Source organism: Amycolatopsis iheyensis (assembly GCF_024703995.1).
In the GTDB taxonomy this organism is placed as follows: Bacteria; Actinomycetota; Actinomycetes; order Mycobacteriales; family Pseudonocardiaceae; genus Amycolatopsis; species Amycolatopsis iheyensis.
On the sequence record NZ_JAMXQV010000013.1, the window covers coordinates 181,955 to 202,177 of the forward strand.

At 70.9% G+C, this 20,223-nt stretch carries 12 protein-coding genes; 10 read left to right on the plus strand and 2 right to left on the minus strand.

The features are described 5' to 3' along the window. The first annotated feature begins 10 nt into the window (after window positions 1-10). From glgX (M8542_RS24730) to M8542_RS24775, 10 genes are all read left to right on the plus strand, one after another. On the plus strand, window positions 11-2,131 hold the full coding sequence (glgX, locus tag M8542_RS24730; protein ID WP_257922615.1) for a glycogen debranching protein GlgX: 2,121 nt from the start codon (window positions 11-13) through the stop codon (window positions 2,129-2,131). Next, entirely contained in the window at window positions 2,128-4,404 is a 2,277-nt protein-coding gene (treY, locus tag M8542_RS24735; RefSeq protein ID WP_257922616.1) for a malto-oligosyltrehalose synthase, read from the plus strand. Before glgX (M8542_RS24730) ends, treY begins: the two co-directional genes overlap by 4 nt. Further along, window positions 4,401-6,092, plus strand: coding sequence for a malto-oligosyltrehalose trehalohydrolase (treZ, locus tag M8542_RS24740; RefSeq protein ID WP_257922617.1), 1,692 nt, complete (start codon window positions 4,401-4,403; stop codon window positions 6,090-6,092). Before treY ends, treZ begins: the two co-directional genes overlap by 4 nt. Window positions 6,093-6,142: 50 nt before the next feature. Then, window positions 6,143-8,290: a glycogen debranching protein GlgX gene (glgX, locus tag M8542_RS24745; protein ID WP_257922618.1), complete on the plus strand. Its 2,148-nt coding sequence runs from the start codon at window positions 6,143-6,145 to the stop codon at window positions 8,288-8,290. A gap of 249 nt (window positions 8,291-8,539) precedes the next feature. Then, complete coding sequence (locus M8542_RS24750; protein ID WP_257922619.1) at window positions 8,540-10,522, plus strand: alpha-1,4-glucan--maltose-1-phosphate maltosyltransferase; 1,983 nt, start codon at window positions 8,540-8,542, stop codon at window positions 10,520-10,522. 38 nt (window positions 10,523-10,560) lie between these two features. Beyond that, entirely contained in the window at window positions 10,561-12,369 is a 1,809-nt protein-coding gene (treS, locus tag M8542_RS24755; protein WP_257922620.1) for a maltose alpha-D-glucosyltransferase, read from the plus strand. 5 nt (window positions 12,370-12,374) lie between these two features. Further along, window positions 12,375-13,748, plus strand: a complete 1,374-nt coding sequence (locus M8542_RS24760; protein WP_257922621.1) for a maltokinase N-terminal cap-like domain-containing protein — start codon at window positions 12,375-12,377, stop codon at window positions 13,746-13,748. 4 nt (window positions 13,749-13,752) lie between these two features. Continuing rightward, on the plus strand, window positions 13,753-15,960 hold the full coding sequence (glgB, locus tag M8542_RS24765; protein WP_257922622.1) for a 1,4-alpha-glucan branching protein GlgB: 2,208 nt from the start codon (window positions 13,753-13,755) through the stop codon (window positions 15,958-15,960). Window positions 15,961-16,146: 186 nt separating this feature from the next. Further along, complete coding sequence (locus tag M8542_RS24770) at window positions 16,147-16,539, plus strand: hypothetical protein (RefSeq protein WP_257922623.1); 393 nt, start codon at window positions 16,147-16,149, stop codon at window positions 16,537-16,539. A 40-nt stretch (window positions 16,540-16,579) separates the two neighbouring features. Then, a complete protein-coding gene (locus M8542_RS24775) occupies window positions 16,580-17,767 on the plus strand; it encodes a hypothetical protein (RefSeq protein WP_257922624.1) in 1,188 nt (395 codons plus the stop codon). A gap of 60 nt (window positions 17,768-17,827) precedes the next feature. Here M8542_RS24775 and M8542_RS24780 read toward each other — a convergent pair whose 3' ends face one another. Next, the gene (locus M8542_RS24780) at window positions 17,828-19,222 is read right to left on the minus strand and encodes an RNA polymerase sigma factor (RefSeq protein ID WP_257922625.1); all 1,395 of its coding nucleotides are present in this window, start codon (window positions 19,220-19,222) and stop codon (window positions 17,828-17,830) included. Window positions 19,223-19,419: 197 nt separating this feature from the next. After that, a complete protein-coding gene (gene ppgK / locus M8542_RS24785; protein WP_372508595.1) occupies window positions 19,420-20,187 on the minus strand; it encodes a polyphosphate--glucose phosphotransferase in 768 nt (255 codons plus the stop codon). Between the last annotated feature and the right edge of the window lie 36 nt (window positions 20,188-20,223).

Consider the following 20,223-nt stretch of genomic DNA (forward strand, 5'->3'; position numbering starts at 1 on the left):
GGAGACCCCAGTGCGGCCCTGGCCCGGAACGCCCTACCCGCTCGGCGCCACCTACGACGGAGTCGGGACGAACTTCGCCCTGTTCTCCGAGGTGGCGGAGCGGGTCGAACTGTGCCTGTTCGACGACAAGGGCGAGGAGACGCGGTACGCGCTCGAGGAGGTGGACGGGTTCGTCCACCACGGCTACCTGCTCAACGTCCAGCCCGGCCAGCGCTACGGGTTCCGGGTGCACGGCCCGTACGACCCGAAGCGCGGCCTGCGCTGCAACCCGAACAAGCTGCTCATCGACCCGTACGCGAAGGCCGTCTCGCACGGCGTGAAGTGGGACGAGTCGCTGTTCGGCTACAAGTTCGCCGACCCCGAAGAGCGCAACGACGCCGACTCGGCGGGGCGCGTCCCGTATTCGCTGGTGGCGAACCCGTTCTTCGACTGGGGCAACGACCGCCAGCCCAAGCGGCCCTACAACGAGACGGTCATCTACGAGGCCCACGTCAAGGGCATGACCGTGAACCACCCGTTCGTGCCCGAGCCGCTGCGGGGCACCTACGCCGGGCTCGCACACCCCGTCGTCGTCGAGCACCTGCAGAAGCTCGGCGTGACGGCGGTCGAGCTGCTGCCGGTGCACCAGTTCGTCTCCGACCACGGCCTCGAAGAGAAGGGCCTCACGAACTACTGGGGCTACAACACCATCGGCTACTTCGCGCCGCACGACTCCTACGCCGCGATGCCCGGCGAGGGCGGCCAGGTCCAGGAGTTCAAGGGCATGGTGAAGGCCTTCCACGAGGCCGGCATCGAAGTGATCCTGGACGTGGTTTACAACCACACCGCGGAGGGCAACCACCTCGGGCCGACGCTGTCGATGCGGGGCATCGACAACGAGGCGTACTACCGGCTGGTGGAGGGGGAGCCCGAGTACTACATGGACTACACCGGCACCGGGAACTCCCTCAACGTCCGCAACCCGCACACCCTGCAGCTGATCATGGACTCGCTGCGCTACTGGGTCACCGAGATGCACGTCGACGGCTTCCGCTTCGACCTCGCCTCCGCCCTGGCCCGCGAGTTCTACGACGTCGACCGGCTGTCGACGTTCTTCGACCTCGTGCAGCAGGACCCGATCGTCAGCCAGGTGAAACTGATCGCCGAGCCGTGGGACGTCGGCCCCGGTGGCTACCAGGTCGGCAACTTCCCGCCGCTGTGGACGGAGTGGAACGGGCAGTTCCGCGACACCGTCCGCGACTTCTGGCGCGGCGAGCCCTCGACGCTGGGGGAGTTCGCGAGCAGGATCACCGGCTCGTCCGACCTCTACCAGGACGACGGCCGCCGCCCGTTCGCGTCGATCAACTTCGTCACCGCGCACGACGGCTTCACGCTGCGGGACCTGGTGTCCTACAACGAAAAGCACAACGAGGCCAACGGTGAGGACGGCCGCGACGGCGCCGACGACAACCGCTCGTGGAACTGCGGGGTCGAGGGCGAGACCGACGACGCCGAGGTCAACGAGCTGCGAGCCCGCCAGCAGCGCAACATGCTGGCCACGATGCTGCTGTCGCAGGGCGTGCCGATGATCCTGCACGGCGACGAGTTCGGCCGCACCCAGCAGGGCAACAACAACGTCTACTGCCAGGACTCGGAACTGTCCTGGATGGACTGGGAGCTGGCCGAGGGCAACGCCGCACTGGTGCGCTTCACCGCCGGGCTCAGCGCGTTCCGGCACAAGCACCCGGTGTTCCGCCGCCGCCGCTTCTTCCAGGGCGGCCCGGTCGGCAAGGGCGACAAGCTCGGCGACATCGCCTGGTTCACCCCGGCCGGCGAGGAGATGACCGAGCAGAACTGGGACGACGGCTTCGGCAAGGCGGTCGTCGTCTTCCTCAACGGCCAGGCGATCCCGGACCTCGACCCGCGCGGCATGCACGTCGAGGACGACTCGTTCCTGCTCGCCTTCAACGCGCACTACGAGGACATCGACGCGAAGCTCCCGGGCAACGGCTACGGCGAAGCCTGGTCCGTCGTCGTCGACACCGCGACCGGTGAGGTGGCACCCACCGGCGCGGAGCCGATCGAAGGCGGCGGCCAGTTCACCCTGCCCGCCCGGTCGCTGGTCGTCCTGCAGCGGACGGAGCCCGCATGACCGTGCCGGAGTCGACCTACAGGGTGCAGCTGCGCCCGGAGTTCACCTTCAGCGACGCGGCGGAAATCGCCGGCTACCTGCGCGAACTCGGCATCGGCGCGCTCTACGCGTCGCCGGTGCTGGACGCGACGCCCGGCTCGACCCACGGCTACGACGTCGTCGACCCGACGCGCGCCCGGCCCGAGCTGGGTGGCGAGGACGCCCGGAAGAACCTGAGCGCGAAACTGCGCGAACTCGGGCTCGGCCTGGTCGTCGACATCGTGCCGAACCACATGTCGGTCGAGGTGCCGAAGGCCAACCGCTTCTGGTGGGACGTCCTGAAGCACGGCCGCGACGCCGAGTTCGCGGCCTACTTCGACGTCGACTGGGCCCGTGGTCCGATCCTGCTGCCGGTGCTCGGCGACGACGACGCCGTCGCCGAGCTGACCGTCGAGGACGACGAGCTGGTCTACTACGACCACCGCTTCCCGATTGCGCCGGGCACGGAAGGCGGGACGCCGCAAGAGGTCCACGAGCGCCAGCACTACCGGCTGATCGGCTGGCGCCGCGGCAACGCGGAGCTGAGCTACCGCCGGTTCTTCGACATCACGAACCTGGCCGCGGTCCGCGTCGAGGACCCGACGGTCTTCGTCGAGACGCACGGCGAGGTCCTGCGCTGGGTCGCCGAGGGTGACGTGACGGGCCTGCGCGTCGATCACCCCGACGGCCTGGCCGACCCGGGCGACTACTTCCGGCGGCTGCGGGAGAACGCGCCGAACGCGTGGATCGTGGCGGAGAAGATCCTGCACCCGGGCGAGCCGCTGCCGCAGAGCTGGCGGGTCGACGGCACCACCGGCTACGACGCGCTGCGTGAGATCGCCGGGGTGTTCGTCGACCCGGCGGGCGAGCCCGGCTTCACCGAGCTGGCGAACGAGCTGGGCGTGAAGACCGGCTACCACCGCGTCGAGGCCGAGGCGCGGCGGCTGGTCACGGACAAGATCCTCGTCGCCGAGGTCCGGCGGATCGCGGCGCTGCTGCGCGACGTCGACGCCGAGCAGGCCCGCCAGGCCGTCGCCGAGACCATGATCGCCTTCCCCGTCTACCGCTCCTACCTGCCCGAAGGCGCGGCGAACTGGGCGACCGCGATCGCCGGGGTGAAGACCGCGCGCCCGGATCTCGAGAGTGCCCTGGACGCCCTCGACGCGCAGGTCCGCGCCGAGCCCGGCGGCGAACTGGCGACGCGCATCCAGCAGACGTCCGGCATGGTCGTGGCCAAGGGCACCGAGGACACGACCTTCTACCGCTACACGCGCTTCGCCGCGCTCAACGAGGTCGGCGGCAACCCGGACCGCTTCGGCCTCGACGTCGAAGAGTTCCACCGGCTGGCCGCCGGGCGCGAGGCCGGGCACCCGGCCGCGATGACCACGCTGACCACGCACGACACCAAGCGCTCGGAGGACACCCGCGCGCGGATGGCCGTGCTGGCCGAACTGCCGGGCGAGTTCGCCGACGCCGTCCGCCGCTGGAGTGCCCGGCGCGGGATCGGCGAGCCGTCGCTGAACCTCCTCGCCTGGCAGACGCTGGTCGCGACCTGGCCGATCGAGCCGCCGCGGCTGCGCGACTACCTCGACAAGGCGGCCAAGGAGGGCAAGCTCCGGACCAGCTGGACCGACCACGACGAGGCGTTCGAAGCCGACGTCGCCGCGTGGCCGGAGGACGTCCTCGGTGACGCCGAGCTGGCGGCCGACGTCGAGGCGTTCGTCGCGCGGATCGCCGGGCCCGGCTACGCGAACTCCCTCGGCCAGAAGCTGGTGCAGCTGACCGCGCCGGGTGTCCCGGACGTCTACCAGGGCACCGAGCTGTGGGACTTCTCGCTGGTCGACCCGGACAACCGCCGCCCGGTCGACTACGGAACCCGCCGCGAACTCCTCAAGCGGATCGCCGACGGCGAGCAGCCCGGGATCGACGCCACGGGCGCGGCGAAGCTGCTGGTCGTGCACAAGGCGCTGCGGCTGCGCCAAGACCACCCCGGGTTGTTCCGCGGCTACCGGCCGCTGCGTGCCGAGGGCGTGGCCGCCGAGCACGTCCTCGCCTACACGCGCGGTGCGGACCTGGCCGTCGCGGTCACCCGGCTGCCGGTCGGCCTCGAAGCCGCGGGTGGCTGGCGCGACACCGTGCTGCCGCTGCCCGACGGCGTCTGGACCGACGTCCTGACCGGCCGCGAAGCCACCGCGGACGTGGCCACCCTGTTCGAGCGGTACCCCGTCGCGTTGCTGGTGCGAGGAGACGCATGAGGTTCAGCGTGTGGGCCCCCGCGGCCCGCCGGGTCCGGGTGAGCGTCGACGCGGGCGTGCACGAGATGACCGCCGGCGACGGCGGCTGGTGGCACGCCGAGGCCGAGGGCGTCAACTACGCCTTCCTCCTCGACGGCTCCGACGACCGCCTGCCCGACCCGCGCTCGAAAAGGCAGCCGCACGGCGTCCACCGGGAGTCGCGCGTCTACGACCACGCCGAGTTCGAGTGGACCGACGACGCCTGGCACGGCCGTCAGCTCCCGGGCGGGGTCGTCTACGAGCTGCACATCGGCACGTTCACCGAGGGCGGCACCTTCGACGCGGCGGTCGACCGGCTCGACCACCTCGTCGAGCTGGGCATCACGCACGTCGAGGTGCTGCCGGTCAACTCCTTCGACGGCACCGCGGGCTGGGGCTACGACGGCGTCCTCTGGGGCGCGGTCCACGAGCCCTACGGCGGGCCGGACGGCTTCAAGCGGTTCGTCGACGCGGCCCACGCGCGCGGTCTGGCCGTGGTGCTCGACGTCGTCTACAACCACCTCGGGCCGTCCGGGGCCTACCTCGACCGCTTCGGGCCGTACTTCGCCGGGCAGAACGACTGGGGTCCGGGCCTCAACCTCGACGGCGCCGGCTCCGACGAGGTCCGCCGGTACGTCGTGGACAACGCGCTGAGCTGGTTCCGCGACTTCCACGTCGACGCCCTGCGCCTCGACGCGGTCCACGCGCTGCTCGACCGGCGCGCCACCCACCTGCTCGAACAGCTCGCCCTCGAGGTCGACACGCTCTCGGCGGCGCTGAACCGGCCGTTGACGCTGATCGCCGAGTCCGACCTCAACGACCCGAAGCTGGTGACGCCCCGCGAGCGCGGCGGGTACGGCCTGCACGCGCAGTGGTCGGACGACTTCCACCACGCGCTGCACGTCAAGCTCACCGGCGAGGAGACGGGCTACTACACCGACTTCGCCGCGGCCGACGCGATCGAGCGGGTGCTGCGCGGGGTGTTCTTCCACGCCGGGACCTGGTCGTCGTTCCGGGAGCGCACGCACGGCCGGCCGGTCGACACGCGGACCGTGCCGGGGCACCGGTTCCTCGCCTACCTGCAGGACCACGACCAGATCGGCAACCGCGCGACGGGCGACCGGCTCTCCGCGAGCGTCTCGCCGGGGCGGCTGGCCTGCGGCGCGGCGGTCCTGTTCTGCTCGCCGTTCACGCCGATGGTGTTCATGGGGGAGGAGTGGGCGGCGAGCACGCCGTGGCAGTTCTTCGCCTCCTTCCCGGACCCCGAGCTGGCCGAGGCGGTGCGCACGGGCCGCCGTCGCGAGTTCGCCCGGCACGGCTGGGGCGAGGCCGACGTGCCCGACCCGATGGACCCGGCGACCGTCGAGCGGTCGCGGCTGGACTGGTCCGAGGTGGACACGCCCGGGCACCGGGAGACCCTGGAGCTGTACCGGACGCTGATCCGGCTGCGCCGCGAACACCCGGAGCTGGCCGACCCGTGGCTCCCGGACTCGACCGTGCGGACCGACGGTGACCTGCTCGTCCTCGAGCGCGGCCGGCTGCGGCTGGCCGTGAACTTCGGGACGGCGCCGGTGGCCTCGGGTGTCGCCGGCGAAGTGCTGCTGGCCTGGGGCGGAGCGACCGCCGGGGAGCTGCCGCCGGAGACCTTCGTCCTGGTCGCCTCCCGATAGCGAGACGGCATGCCGAGCGGGATGTGACCCGCGTCTGGGACGATTCAGGAATGGCCACACGACCCTCCGCCGACCACGTCCTCGCCGGCCGCCCCTTCCCGCTCGGTGCGCACCCCGAGGCCGGCGGCGTGCGGTTCGCGATCACGTCCGCCGTCGCGGACGCCGTCGAGCTGTGCCTGATCGACGCCGACGGGTCCGAACGCCGGATCGCGCTCACCGAGCGCACCTTCGGCGTCTGGCACGGGCTGGTGCCCGGGGTGACGCCGGGGCAGCGCTACGGCTACCGGATCCACGGCCCGTACGACCCCGCGCGCGGTCTGCGCTGCAACCCGCACAAGCTGCTCGTCGACCCCTACGCCCGGCAGATCACCGGCGGCCTGACCGACCTGACCGCCGCGCAGGGCTTCACCGGCGACCCCGAGCGCGGCCCGATGTCCACAGTGGACTCCCTGGGCAGCGTGCCGCTCTCGGTCGTCGCCTCGCCGGGCGGGCCGGACACCGGGGTCAAACCGGAGGTCCCGTTCGAAGAGGCGGTGATCTACGAGCTGCACGTCAAGGGCTTCACGAAGCAGCACCCGTTCATCCCGGAGGCCCTGCGCGGCACCTACCTCGGCCTGGCCCACCCGGTGGCCATCGAGTACCTGACCCGGCTCGGCGTGACGTCCGTCGAGCTGCTGCCGGTGCACTCGTTCCTCGACGAGCCGTCGCTGGTCCGCAACGGGCGGCACAACTACTGGGGGTACTCGCCGCTCGGCTACTTCGCGCCGCACGCCGGCTACGCCAGCGAGCCCGGCCACGAGGTCGAGGAGTTCCGGCTGATGGTGGCCGCGCTGCACGCCGCGGGCATCGAAGTGATCGTCGACGTCGTGTTCAACCACACCTGCGAGGGCGGGCCCGACGGGCCGACGCTGAGCTTCCGCGGGCTGAACGCGCCCGCGTACTACCTGCACACCGAGCGCGGCCACATGGCCGACATCACCGGCTGCGGCAACACGCTCGAAGCCGGGTCGCCGGCCGTCGTGCGGCTGGTCACCGACTCGCTGCGGTACTGGACGCAGGAGCTGGGCGTCGACGGCTTCCGGTTCGACCTGGCCAGCACCCTCGGGCGGCCGCGCGGGGGAGCGTTCGACGACGCCTCGACCCTGCTCACCGCGATCACCGCCGACCCGGTGCTGTCGCGGTGCAAGCTGATCGCCGAGCCGTGGGACGCCACCGGTGAGGGCTACCGCGTCGGCGGCTTCGGCCCGCAGTGGGCGGAGTGGAACGGCCGCTACCGCGACACCGTGCGTGACTTCTGGCGCGGCGCGACCGGCGTGCGCGACCTCGCTTACCGGCTGTCCGGTTCGTCGGACCTCTACGACCACAACCTGCGCCGGCCGTGGCAGTCGATCAACTTCATCACCGCCCACGACGGCTTCACGCTGCGGGACCTGGTGTCCTACAACGAAAAGCACAACGAGGCCAACGGCGAGGACAACCGCGACGGCGGCAACGACAACCGGTCGTGGAACCACGGCGCCGAGGGGGTCACCGACGACCCGGCGATCCGGGAGCTGCGCGCGCGGCAGGTGCGGAACCTGTTCGCGACGCTGCTGCTGTCCACCGGCACCCCGATGCTCACCGCGGGCGACGAGTTCTGGCGGACCCAGCACGGCAACAACAACGCGTACTGCCTCGACGACGAGACGTCGTGGCTGGACTGGACGCCGGAGGACGTCGAAGCGGAGGCCATGCTGACCTTCGCGCGGCGGGTCGTGCGGCTGCGGGCGAACAGCCCGGCGCTGCGGCAGCCGGAGTTCTTCGAAGGCCGGACGACGCCGACGGGCAAGCCGGACCTGGTCTGGTTCCGCCCGGACGGCGAGGAGTTCGGCGAGACCGACTGGTTCGCCGACCGGCACACGCTCGGCATGTGGATCGACGGCTCGAACAGCCAGGCACGCAACCGCGACGGCGAGCTGGTGTCCGACCACTCCTGGCTGCTCTGGCTGCACGCCGGTGACGCGCCGGCCGAGGTGGTCCTGCCCGGGCGCGAGTACGGCGAGACGTTCAAGCCGACGCTCGACACGAGCACCGGCGACGGCAGCCCGGCCCACCCGGGCGTGCTGGAGGCCAAGAGCCGCCTGACCCTGCAGTCCCGCTCGCTGCTCCTGCTGCGGGCGCCGCGTCTGTCGGTGGAGCACCCGCCCGAACCCTACTGACGCGTACCCGGCTACGGGGGGGGTGCGTGTCGTCCATTCGGGTACGGGTGTTCGGCAGGGCGCTCGGGTGCCGGGGTCCGGCGCGTGCTTAACCTGCCGGACATCCGCCGGAAATTCGTTGCGGGGAAAGCGTTTCACTCGCACCCGGGTGGGTACAGAGCTAGAGAGCCCTGACTCGATCGTGCTTGATCGAGTCAGGCAGACTGACGACGCCTGCGCTTCCACCAAACACACCGAGGGGCGTTGCCCATGACCGGCCGGCTCGGCATCGACGACGTCTCCCCCAGCGTGAGCTGCGGCCGGTACCCGGCCAAAGCCGTTGTGGGGGAACACATCCCGGTCACCGCGACCGTCTGGCGCGAAGGGCACGACGCCGTCGCGGCCACAGTCGCGTGGCGCGGTCCCGAAGATCGCCTGACGCGCCAGACGCGGATGGTCCCGCGCGGCCCCGACCACCCCGACGAGTTCGCCGCGGTGGTCGTCCCGGACACCACCGGCCTGTGGACCTACCGGATCGACGCGTGGGGCGACCCGTGGGCGACCTGGGAGCACGCCGTCGAGGTGAAGGTCGCCGCCGGGCAGGGGCCCGAGGACCTGGCCAACGACCTCGAGAACGGTGCGCGGCTGCTGGAGCGCGTCTCCCGCCGCCCCGACCGCCGCGCGGAGAAGGCGCTGCTGACCGGCGCGCTGACCGCGTTGCGCGATGAGGAGCGCAGCCTCGCCGAGCGCGTCGGGCCGGCGCTTTCGCCCGAGGTCCGCCAGCTCATGCACGAGTTCCCGGTGCGGGAGCTGATCACCAAGGGCAAGCCGCACAAGGTGTGGGTCGACCGCCGCCGCGCCGCGTTCGGCTCCTGGTACGAGCTGTTCCCCCGCTCGACCGGCGGCCTCGACGCCGAGGGCAAGGCCGTCCACGGCACCTTCACCACCGCCGCGGCCGCGCTGGACCGCGTCGCGAAGATGGGCTTCGACGTCGTCTACCTCCCGCCGATCCACCCGATCGGCCGGGTGAACCGCAAGGGTCCCAACAACACCCTCGACGCGACGCCGGACGACGTCGGGTCGCCGTGGGCCATCGGCGCCGACGAAGGCGGGCACGACGCCATCCACCCGGACCTCGGCACCTTCGAGGACTTCGACGCCTTCGTCGCCCGCTCGGAGGAGCTGGGCATGGAGGTGGCGCTCGACTTCGCGCTGCAGGCCGCGCCCGACCACCCGTGGGTGCTCAAGCACCCCGAGTTCTTCACGACCCGGCCGGACGGCTCGATCGCCTACGCCGAGAACCCGCCGAAGAAGTACCAGGACATCTACCCGATCAACTTCGACAACGACCCGAAGGCCGTCTACGAAGAGATGCTGCGGGTCGTCACCGTGTGGGTCGAGCACGGGGTCAAGATCTTCCGGGTCGACAACCCGCACACCAAGCCGCCGGACTTCTGGGCCTGGCTGATCCAGTCGGTGAAGGACGCCCACCCGGACGTCCTGTTCCTGGCCGAGGCGTTCACCCGCCCGGCCCGGCTGTGGGGTCTCGCGCGGCTCGGGTTCACCCAGAGCTACACGTACTTCACCTGGCGCACCGGCAAGCAGGAGCTGATCGACTTCGCCATCGACCTGCGCGAACACTGGAACCAGGGCCGGCCGAACCTGTTCGTCAACACCCCGGACATCCTCCACGAGTCGCTGCAGCGCGGCGGCCCCGGCATGTTCGCGCTGCGGGCCGCGCTCGCCGCGACGATCTCGCCGACGTGGGGCGTCTACTCCGGGTACGAGCTGTTCGAGCACGTCCCGGTCCGCGAAGGCAGCGAGGAGTACGTCGACTCCGAGAAGTACCAGCTGCGGCCGCGTGACTTCGAGCGCGCGCTGGCCGAAGGGCGTTCCCTGGAGCCATGGCTGGCGAAGCTGAACGCGGTCCGCCGCGCGCACCCCGCGCTGCAGCAGATGCGGACCCTGCACTTCCACCACGTCGACAACGACGCGCTGCTGGCGTACTCCAAACAGGACCCGGCCACCGGCGACACCGTCGTCACGGTGGTGACGCTCGACCCGTACGGGCCGCAGGAGGGCACGCTGTGGCTCGACACGGCGGCGCTGGGCTTCGAGGCGCACGAGCGGCTGATCGCCCACGACGAGGTCACCGGCGACACGTGGGACTGGGGACAGGCGAACTTCGTCCGGCTCGAGCCGTGGCGCGCGGTGGCGCACGTGGTGTCGGTCCGGCGGCGGCTGGCCGGTTAGCAGGGGAAGGAACGGATCGAGGGACTGAGGTGGAACACATGGCGGAAGAGGCCCGGCCCGACGCGGCGTTGGGGCTGGACGGTGTCCCGCACACCGGTGAGGCGATCACCGCCGACGGAATGCTCGTGGAACCCCAGGCCGGGGACTTCCGCTCGGCCCAGCAGGCGCCGAGCAACCCGGAGTGGTTCAAGGGCGCGGTGTTCTACGAGGTGCTGGTGCGCGCCTTCGCCGACTCGAACGGCGACGGCACCGGCGACCTGCGCGGCCTGGCCGGCCGGCTCGACTACCTGGCCTGGCTCGGCGTCGACTGCCTGTGGCTGCCGCCGTTCTACGCGTCGCCGTTGCGCGACGGCGGGTACGACATCAGCGACTTCCGGGCGGTGCTGCCGGAGTTCGGCAGCGTCGAGGACTTCGTGTTCCTGCTCAACGAGGCGCACCGGCGCGGCATCCGGGTCATCACCGACCTGGTGCTCAACCACACCTCCGACGCGCACCCGTGGTTCCAGCAGTCCCGCAACGACCCCGACGGCCCGTACGGCGACTACTACGTGTGGAGCGACGACGACTCCCGCTACGCCGACGCGCGGATCATCTTCGTCGACACCGAGACGTCGAACTGGACCTACGACCCGGTGCGCGGCCAGTTCTACTGGCACCGGTTCTTCTCCCACCAGCCCGACCTGAACTTCGAAAACCCCGATGTCCAGAACGCCATGATCGACACCCTGCGGTTCTGGCTCGACCTGGGCATCGACGGTTTCCGCCTCGACGCCGTGCCGTACCTGTTCGAGCAGGAGGGCACCAACTGCGAGAACCTGCCGCGCACGCACGAGTTCCTCAAGCGCTGCCGGAAGGTCGTCGACGACGAGTACCCCGGCCGCATCCTGCTGGCCGAGGCGAACCAGTGGCCCTCGGACGTCGTCGAGTACTTCGGTGACGCGGCGGTCGGCGGCGACGAGTGCCACATGGCGTTCCACTTCCCGCTGATGCCGCGGATCTTCATGGCCGTGCGCCGCGAGTCGCGGTTCCCGATCTCGGAGATCCTGGTCCAGACCCCGCAGATCCCCAGCGGCACCCAGTGGGGCATCTTCCTGCGCAACCACGACGAGCTGACCCTCGAGATGGTCACCGACGAAGAGCGCGACTACATGTACGCGGAGTACGCCAAGGACCCGCGCATGAAGGCCAACATCGGCATCCGCCGCCGGCTGGCCCCGCTGCTGGACAACGACCGCAACCAGCAGGAGCTCTTCACCGCGATGCTCTTGTCCCTGCCGGGCTCGCCCGTTCTGTACTACGGTGACGAGATCGGCATGGGAGACAACATCTGGCTCGGCGACCGCGACGCGGTGCGCACCCCCATGCAGTGGACCCCGGACCGCAACGCCGGGTTCTCCAGCTGCGACCCGGGCCGGATCTACCTGCCGGTGATCATGGACCCGGTGTACGGCTACCAGGGCCTGAACGTCGAGGCGCAGTCGAACAACGCCTCCTCGCTGCTCAACTGGACCCGGCGGATGATCGAGGTGCGCAAGGAGCACCACGCGTTCGCCGAAGGCGAGTTCGTCGATCTCGGCGGGTCCAACCCGAGCGTGCTGGCCTACAAGCGCCAGTGGCGGCGCCCGGACGGCGGCGAGGACGTCGTGCTCTGCGTGAACAACCTCTCCCGGTTCCCGCAACCGGTGGAGCTGGATCTGTCCGCGCACCGCGGGTGCACGCCGGTGGAGCTCACCGGCGGCGTGCGGTTCCCCAGCATCGGGGACCTCTCGTACCTGCTGACGCTGCCGGGGCACGGCTTCTACTGGTTCCAGCTGACGAGCCCGGGAGACGAAGGCGAAGCGAGGTGAGTTCCTTGTCCGACCCGCGTGCGCTGGTCGACGACCTGACCGAGGACCTGAAGCGCTGGCTGCCGGAGCAGCGCTGGTTCGCCGGCAAGGACCGGCCGGTGACCGGTGTCCGGCCACTCGGGGTGACCGAGCTGGTCGACGGCGACCCGCAGCTGCTGCACGTCGTCGTCGAGGTCGAGCAGGACGACCGGCGGGAGCCCTACCAGCTGCTCGTGGGCCGGCGGACGCACCCGCCGGAGATCTCGTCGGGCAGCTGGATCGGCGCTGTCGGCGACCTCAACGCGTATGAGGCGTCGGGGGACCTGGACCTCACCGGTGTGCTGCTGGACCTGATGGCCCGCGAGGAGCGCGTCGGCGCGCTCGGCTTCGAGCACGAGCCGGGCGCCGAGCTCGAGACCGGGCTGCGGGCCCGGCCGATCACGTCCGAGCAGAGCAACACCTCCCTGGTCTACGGCGGGCAGTACATCCTCAAGCTGTTCCGGAAGCTGACCCCGGGCAAGAACAAGGACCTGCTGCTGCACCGGGCCCTGCAGGGGGTCGGCAGCAAGCACATCGCGCCGGTGCTCGGCTCGATCACCGGTGACCTCGCCGGCGAGCCGACCACGGTCGGCATGCTCCAGCAGTTCGTCCCGGACGCCGTCGACGGCTGGGCGATGGCCACCACCAGCGTCCGCGACCTGATGGCCGCGCCGGAGCTGCACGCCGGCGAGGTCGGCGGCGACTTCGCCGGCGAGGCCGAGCGGCTCGGGCGCGCCGTCGCCGAGGTGCACGCGGACCTGGCCGAGGCGCTGGGCACCGAGCCCGCCGACGCCGACGAGCTGGAACGCTCGACGAAGGCGATGCTGGATCGGCTCGACACGATCGCCGGCCGGGTGCCCGAGCTGACCGCGCACGCGCCGTCGCTGCGGGCGGCGTTCGAGAAGCTGCGCTCGCTGCCCGCCGACTCGGTGACCATGCAGTACGTCCACGGCGACCTGCACCTCGGCCAGGTGCTGCGGACGGTCGGCGGCTGGCTGCTGATCGACTTCGAGGGCGAACCCGCGGCCCCGGTGGAGGAGCGCCACGCGCTGCGGTCGCCGTTGCGCGACGTGGCGGGCATGCTGAGGTCGTTCGACTACGCGGCCCAGCAGCTGCTGGTCGGCCAGCCGGACGAACCGGCGCTGGCCGAGCGGGCCCAGGAGTGGTCGGACCGCAACCGGGCGGCGTTCTGCGAGGGCTACGCGGCGGTCGCGGCCGACCCGCGCGAACAGGGCGAGCTGCTGCGCGCCTTCGAACTGGACAAGGCGGTCTACGAAGTGGGTTACGAGCACGCGAACCGGCCCGACTGGCTGGGCGTGCCGCTCGCTTCGATCGCCCGGATCACCGACGGAGAGGGATGACGCCGTGAACGCCGTTCCGGAAGGCCTCCCGGCCGCGGCCCCGCCGGCCGCGGACATCGACCGGCTGCTCGCCGGTTCCCACCACGACCCGCACTCGGTGCTGGGCGTGCACGCGGTGGGCAAGAGCTTCGCGGCGCGGGCGCTGCTGCCCGGCGCGAAGGCCGTCGCGCTGCTTTCGGGTGGCGAGCGGTACCCGATGGAGCCGGTGATCGACGCGCTGTTCGCCGCCCGAGTGCCCGAGCACCCCGGCGACTACCGGCTGGAGATCGACTACGACGGGCACTCCGTCACCGCCGACGACCCGTACCGCTGGCTGCCCACGGTCGGCGAGCTGGACCTGCACCTGATCGGCGAAGGCCGGCACGAGCGGCTCTGGGAGGCGCTGGGCGCGCACGTCCGGTCGTACGAGACGCCGAACGGCGTCGTCGAGGGGACGTCGTTCGCGGTGTGGGCGCCCAACGCCCGCGGCATCCGCGTGATCGGCGACTTCAACGGCTGGGACGGGCGCGGGCACGCGATGCGCTCGCTCGGCTCGTCCGGGATCTGGGAGCTGTTCGTGCCGGGCGTCGGCCCGGGCACCTGCTACAAGTTCCGGATCCTCGGCGCGGACGGCAACTGGCACGAGAAGGCCGACCCGATGGCGTTCGCCACCGAGCAGCCGCCGGCGACGGCTTCGGTCGTCACCGCGTCCGGGCACAGGTGGGACGACGGCGTGTGGGTCGCCCAGCGCGAGGCGACCGAGTGGGCCGCGGCGCCGATGAGCGTCTACGAGGTGCACCTCGGGTCGTGGCGGCCGGGGCTGGACTACCGCGAGCTGGCCGACCAGCTCGGCGACTACCTCGTCGAGACCGGGTTCACGCACGTGGAGCTGCTGCCGGTGTCGGAGCACCCGTTCGGTGGCTCGTGGGGCTACCAGGTGACGTCGTACTACGCGCCGACGTCGCGCTTCGGCTCGCCGGACGACTTCCGCTACTTCGTGGACCGCCTGCACCAGCGGGGGATCGGCGTGCTCGTCGACTGGGTGCCCGCGCACTTCCCGAAGGACAGCTGGGCGCTGGCGAAGTTCGACGGCACCGCGCTCTACGAGCACGCGGACCCGCGCCGCGGCGAGCAGCCCGACTGGGGCACGCTCGTGTTCGACTTCGGCCGCAACGAGGTCCGCAACTTCCTCGTCGCGAACGCGCTGTACTGGATCGAGGAGTTCCACCTCGACGGCCTGCGCGTCGACGCGGTGGCTTCGATGTTGTATTTGGATTACTCCCGCAACGAGGGAGAGTGGCTGCCGAACCAGTACGGCGGCCGCGAAAACCTCGACGCGGTGAAGTTCCTGCAGGAGCTGAACGCGACCGTCTACAAGCGACACCCGGGCATCGTGATGGTGGCCGAGGAGTCGACGGCGTGGCCCGGAGTCACGCGCCCGACGCACTTGGGCGGCCTCGGGTTCGGCTTCAAGTGGAACATGGGCTGGATGCACGACACGCTCCGGTACCTGTCGCACGAGCCGATCCACCGCGCGTACCACCACAACGAGATGACGTTTTCGCTGGTGTACGCGTGGAGCGAGAACTTCGTCCTGCCGCTGTCGCACGACGAAGTGGTGCACGGCAAGGGATCCCTGTGGGGCCGGATGCCGGGTGACAGCTGGAACAAGGCGGCCGGGCTGCGCTCGCTGCTGGCGTTCATGTGGGCGCACCCGGGCAAGCAGCTGCTGTTCATGGGCGGCGAGTTCGGCCAGGAGGGGGAGTGGTCGGAGCAGCGTTCGCTCGACTGGCACCTGCTGGAGGAGCCACTGCACCGCGGCGTCCAGGACCTGCTGCGGTCGCTGAACTCGGTCTACCGCTCGACGCCCGCGTTGTTCAGCCAGGACACCTCACCGGACGGCTTCCGCTGGATCGACGCGAACGACTCGAGCGGCAACGTGCTGAGCTTCCTGCGCATCGGCGCGGACGGCTCGCGGCTGGCGTGCGTCGCGAACTTCGCCGGGGTGCCGCACCACGACTACCGGGTCGGCCTGCCGTCGGCGGGTCGCTGGCTCGAGGTGGTCAACACGGACGCGGAGGCGTACGGCGGCTCGGGCGTCGGCAACCTGGGCGCGGTGGAGGCCACGGAAGACGCGTGGCACGGCCAGCCGGCCTCCGCGGTCCTCCAGCTCCCGCCCGCCGGAGTCCTCTGGCTGGTCGAGGAAGCAACCCCGGACCCCGACCTGACGTGACGAAAGAGGCATCACGCGTGTTCCGAGAGGCATCACGCGTGATTGGCGGGGCATCGGGCTGATGCCCGCCGGATCACGCGTGATGCCCTCTCAATCACGCGTGATGCCCCGCCAATCACGCGTGCGGCCCGTTCCCGCACGGAAAATCTCTCCGCCGGGTGGGTGTCGCGGGCTTACCATCGGTGCATGGCCGGCGCCGGGGGCGTCCTCGGGAACCTGATCTTGTTCGCCGTGGTCTGCATTGCTCCCACGGTGCTGTTCTGGTGCGCGCTCCGCGTCCCGAAGCTGGTCCACCGGCTCCTCGAGAAGCGTGCGAAGCCGCAACCGGTGGGGCCGCCGATCGAGCGCGTCGCCGCCGACCTGCGGCGGGTGCACCGCCTGCTGGTCGAGTACCCCTCGGGCACCCCGGCCGCGCGGCGGCTCGGCACCCGGCAGGCCTACGACGAGCTCCTCACCCAGGCGTGCCGCCAGGTCGGCGTCCCGCACCGGCTCGCCGAGCTGCCCGAGGGGATGGACCGCGAGATCGAACGGCTGCGCGTCGAGGAGTCGCTGCGGGAGCGCGGCCTGGCCGTCCCCTGACTTGTACGGCTCGTGTACGCGCGCCGGGCACGCTGCCGGCATGCGACTTGTGCTCGGCCTCGTGGCGCTGCTGCTGCTCGGCCTGACGACGACGGCCGAGGCCGCCGCGAACTTCCCCCGCCTCACCGGCGTCGACGCCTACCAGCTGACCCCGGGCGGCTCCTTCGCCACCTACGGCAGCCGGCTCACCTCGTTGGACCGCAAGCTCCCGCCGCGCGGGCTGACGTCGGTCCTGGGCGACGCCAACCGCAAGGCGCGCCCGCTGTGCCACGGCACGTACCTCGCGGCCGCGCTGAAGCCCGCCGGGTTCTGCTGGGAGGACGCGAACGACGACAAGACCAACGACTGGGTCCCGCAGGGCCTCACCGGCTCCGGCGACGCGGACCCGGCGACCGGGACCGTCGGCGGCAAGCGCGTCATCGCGACGTCGTGGCACACCCCCGGCGACACCATGGTCCGGCTGTCCTTTGTGGACGCTTCCGGGCTGGGCTACCGGCACGTCCTGCTCGTGGAACCCACCTCCGACACCGACTTCGCGGTCGTCGCGGGGCACGGGCACGGTGTGACGTGGGAGGGGAACCTGCTGTTCGTCGCGACCACCGGCGGCCTGATCCGCGTCTTCGACACGACGCACTTCTGGAAGGTCGACGACAGCGCGGGGACGGTCGGCCTGGGCAGCGACGGCAAGTACCACGCGGCGTACTACGACTACGCGATGCCGCAGGTGGGCGCGTACTGGTACCCGGGCGGCGGCGCGTGCACGACGGCGACCGGCGCGCGCCCGTGCCTGTCGACGCTCTCGTTCGACCACAGCGACAGCACGTTCGTCACGGCGGAGCACGTCCCGGCGGCAGCGGGCGGCCGGGTCCTGCGCTGGCCGTTCGACCCGGCCACGGGCCGCTTGAAGCTCGCGGCCGACGGCCAGGTGCACGCTTCCGAGGGATTCTCGTCCCCGGTGTGGGGGATGCAGGGCGCGGTGTCCCGCAACGGCTACTTCGTGCTGACGGGAGTGTGCCCGGAGTACGCGGGAGTGGCGGGCGACCACCCGTCGTGCCTGCACGGCGGAGTCGGCGGGGTGTCGACGTCCCGCCTGGCCGGCCAGGCCCCGGTGAACAGCCAGAACCTGTCGTACTGGCCGGCGACCGGGGAGCTGTGGCTGATCAACGAGCAGCTGCGGGAGCGCGTCACGGTGCACGTCCCGTGGACGACGCTCACCGGCCGGGCCTGAGCTTACGAAGAACCCCGCCACTCCTCGGAGCGGCGGGGTTCTTCGTTGTCCGTGAGGAACTCAGTCCAGGTAGTCGCGCAGCACCTGGGACCGCGACGGGTGGCGCAGCTTCGACATCGTCTTCGACTCGATCTGCCGGATGCGCTCGCGGGTCACCCCGTACACCTGGCCGATCTCGTCGAGCGTGCGCGGCTGGCCGTCCGTGAGGCCGAACCGCAGCCGGACCACGCCCGCCTCGCGTTCGGACAGCGTCTGCAGCACCGACTGGAGCTGGTCCTGCAGCAGCGTGAACGACACCGCGTCGACCGCGACGACCGCTTCGGAGTCCTCGATGAAGTCACCGAGCTGCGAGTCGCCCTCGTCGCCGATCGTCTGGTCGAGCGAGATCGGCTCACGCGCGTACTGCTGGATCTCCAGGACCTTCTCCGGGGAGATGTCCATTTCCTTGGCGAGCTCCTCGGGCGTCGGCTCGCGGCCGAGGTCCTGCAGGAGTTCGCGCTGTATGCGGCCGAGCTTGTTGATGACCTCGACCATGTGCACCGGGATGCGGATGGTGCGGGCCTGGTCGGCCATCGCGCGGGTGATCGCCTGGCGGATCCACCACGTGGCGTACGTCGAGAACTTGTAGCCCTTGGTGTAGTCGAACTTCTCCACCGCGCGGATCAGGCCGAGGTTGCCCTCCTGGATCAGGTCCAGGAACGCCATGCCACGGCCGGTGTAGCGCTTGGCCAGCGAAACCACGAGCCGCAGGTTCGCCTCGAGCAGGTGGTTCTTGGCGCGCTCGCCGTCGCGCACGATCCACTTGAGATCGCGGCGCATCTGCGTGACGAGCTTTTCGCCCTCCTCCTCGGCGGTGCGCACGCGCTCGGCGGCGTAGAGCCCGGCCTCGATCCGCTTGGCCAGCTCCACCTCCTCCTCCGCGTTCAGCAGCGCGACCTTGCCGATCTGCTTGAGGTAGGCCCGGACGGAGTCGGCCGACGCGGTGAGCTCGGCGTCCTTGCGCGCCTGGCGCAGCGCCTCGGACTCCTCCTCGTCCCAGACGAAGTCCGGGTTGTCGGAGCCGCTCTTGCTCTTCTCGGCCGCGGCGTTGCGACGGCGGGCCGCCGGCGTTTCCTCGTCGGCTTCCTCGTCGTCATCGTCGTCGTCGGCCGAGTCCGGCTCGTCGTTGACCGTTTCGTCGACGACGTCGACCTCGACCTCTTCCAGGTCCGACAGGTCGGGCGAGTCGAGTTCGGCTTCGTCGATCTCGCCGGGACCGTCCGGGTCGCCGTCTTCGGTCTTGGCGCCCTTGGTCGCGGCCTTCTTCGCCGGAGCCTTCTTGGCCGGAGCCTTCTTCGCGGTGGTGGTCTTGCGGGCCGCTGGCTTCGCCGTCCCGGTGGCTGCCTCTTCGGCCGGCTCGCCGGCTGCGGTCGCTGTCTTCGTCCCGCCTCGGGTTGCGGTTCTTGCGGCTGCCACTTACGCCCTTTCGCAGCGGTCGATCATGACGAGCAACGGCACGGGTGCCACTGCTGCCTCACATTCGGGGATCACGCCTCGGCCTGCGGTTTTGGCCTCCGCAGCCGTGGGCCGTGTTCCATTGTAACGACGGTACGCGCATGCGTCGCGAAGCGATCACCCTCCGGCCCGTCCGCGCGCCCTGATCCAGGCCGGATCTAGTGCTCGATGCCCTCCGCCGCGGCGGCCGCGGCGCCGACGATCCCGGCGTTGTTCTGCAGCGTCGCGACCAGCACGGGAGTGCGGATGTCGAGCAGCGGCACCCATTTCTCGGCCTTCTTGCTGACCCCGCCGCCGACGATGAACAGGTCCGGCCAGATCAGGTTTTCGAGCACGGTCAGGTAACGGTGCACGCGCTTGGCCCATTCGGGGTAGGACAGGCCCTCGTTGTCCTTCACGGAGGCGGCCGCGCGCTTCTCCGCGTCGTGGCCGTCGATCTCCAGGTGGCCGAACTCGGTGTTCGGGACGAGCTTGCCGTCCTGGAACACCGCGCTGCCGATGCCGGTGCCGAAGGTGAGCAGCGCGGTGACGCCCTTGCGCGCGACCGGGTCGCCGAAGCGGATCTCGGCCATGCCCGCCGCGTCGGCGTCGTTCAGCATCGCGATCTGGTCGACACCCCGGCCGATCCGCTTGGCGAACAGCGCGTCGGCGTCCGTGCCGATCCACTGCTTGTCGATGTTGGCCGCGGTGTGCGCGACGCCCTTCTTGACGACGGCCGGGAGCGTCACGCCGACCGGGCCGTCCCAGGCCGCCTGCGTGACGATGTCGTGCACGACGTCCGCCACCGCCGACGGCGTGGACGGCTTCGGCGTCTCGATCCGGATCCGGTCGCCGATGAGCTGGCCCTTTTCCAGGTCGACCAAGGCGCCCTTGATCCCGCTGCCGCCGATGTCGATGCCGAAACCTCGGCGGGTCGCCTCCACCACGGACGTGGTCCCTTCTCGCACGATTCAGAAGCCTGC

Coding starts and splice junctions, on each gene's coding strand:
- treY (WP_257922616.1), top strand. CDS start 2,128: ATGACCGTGCCGGAGTCGACCTACAGGGTGCAGCTGCGCCCGGAGTTC.
- treZ (WP_257922617.1), top strand. CDS start 4,401: ATGAGGTTCAGCGTGTGGGCCCCCGCGGCCCGCCGGGTCCGGGTGAGC.
- glgX (WP_257922618.1), top strand. CDS start 6,143: ATGGCCACACGACCCTCCGCCGACCACGTCCTCGCCGGCCGCCCCTTC.
- M8542_RS24750 (WP_257922619.1), top strand. CDS start 8,540: ATGACCGGCCGGCTCGGCATCGACGACGTCTCCCCCAGCGTGAGCTGC.
- treS (WP_257922620.1), top strand. CDS start 10,561: ATGGCGGAAGAGGCCCGGCCCGACGCGGCGTTGGGGCTGGACGGTGTC.
- M8542_RS24770 (WP_257922623.1), top strand. CDS start 16,147: ATGGCCGGCGCCGGGGGCGTCCTCGGGAACCTGATCTTGTTCGCCGTG.
- M8542_RS24775 (WP_257922624.1), top strand. CDS start 16,580: ATGCGACTTGTGCTCGGCCTCGTGGCGCTGCTGCTGCTCGGCCTGACG.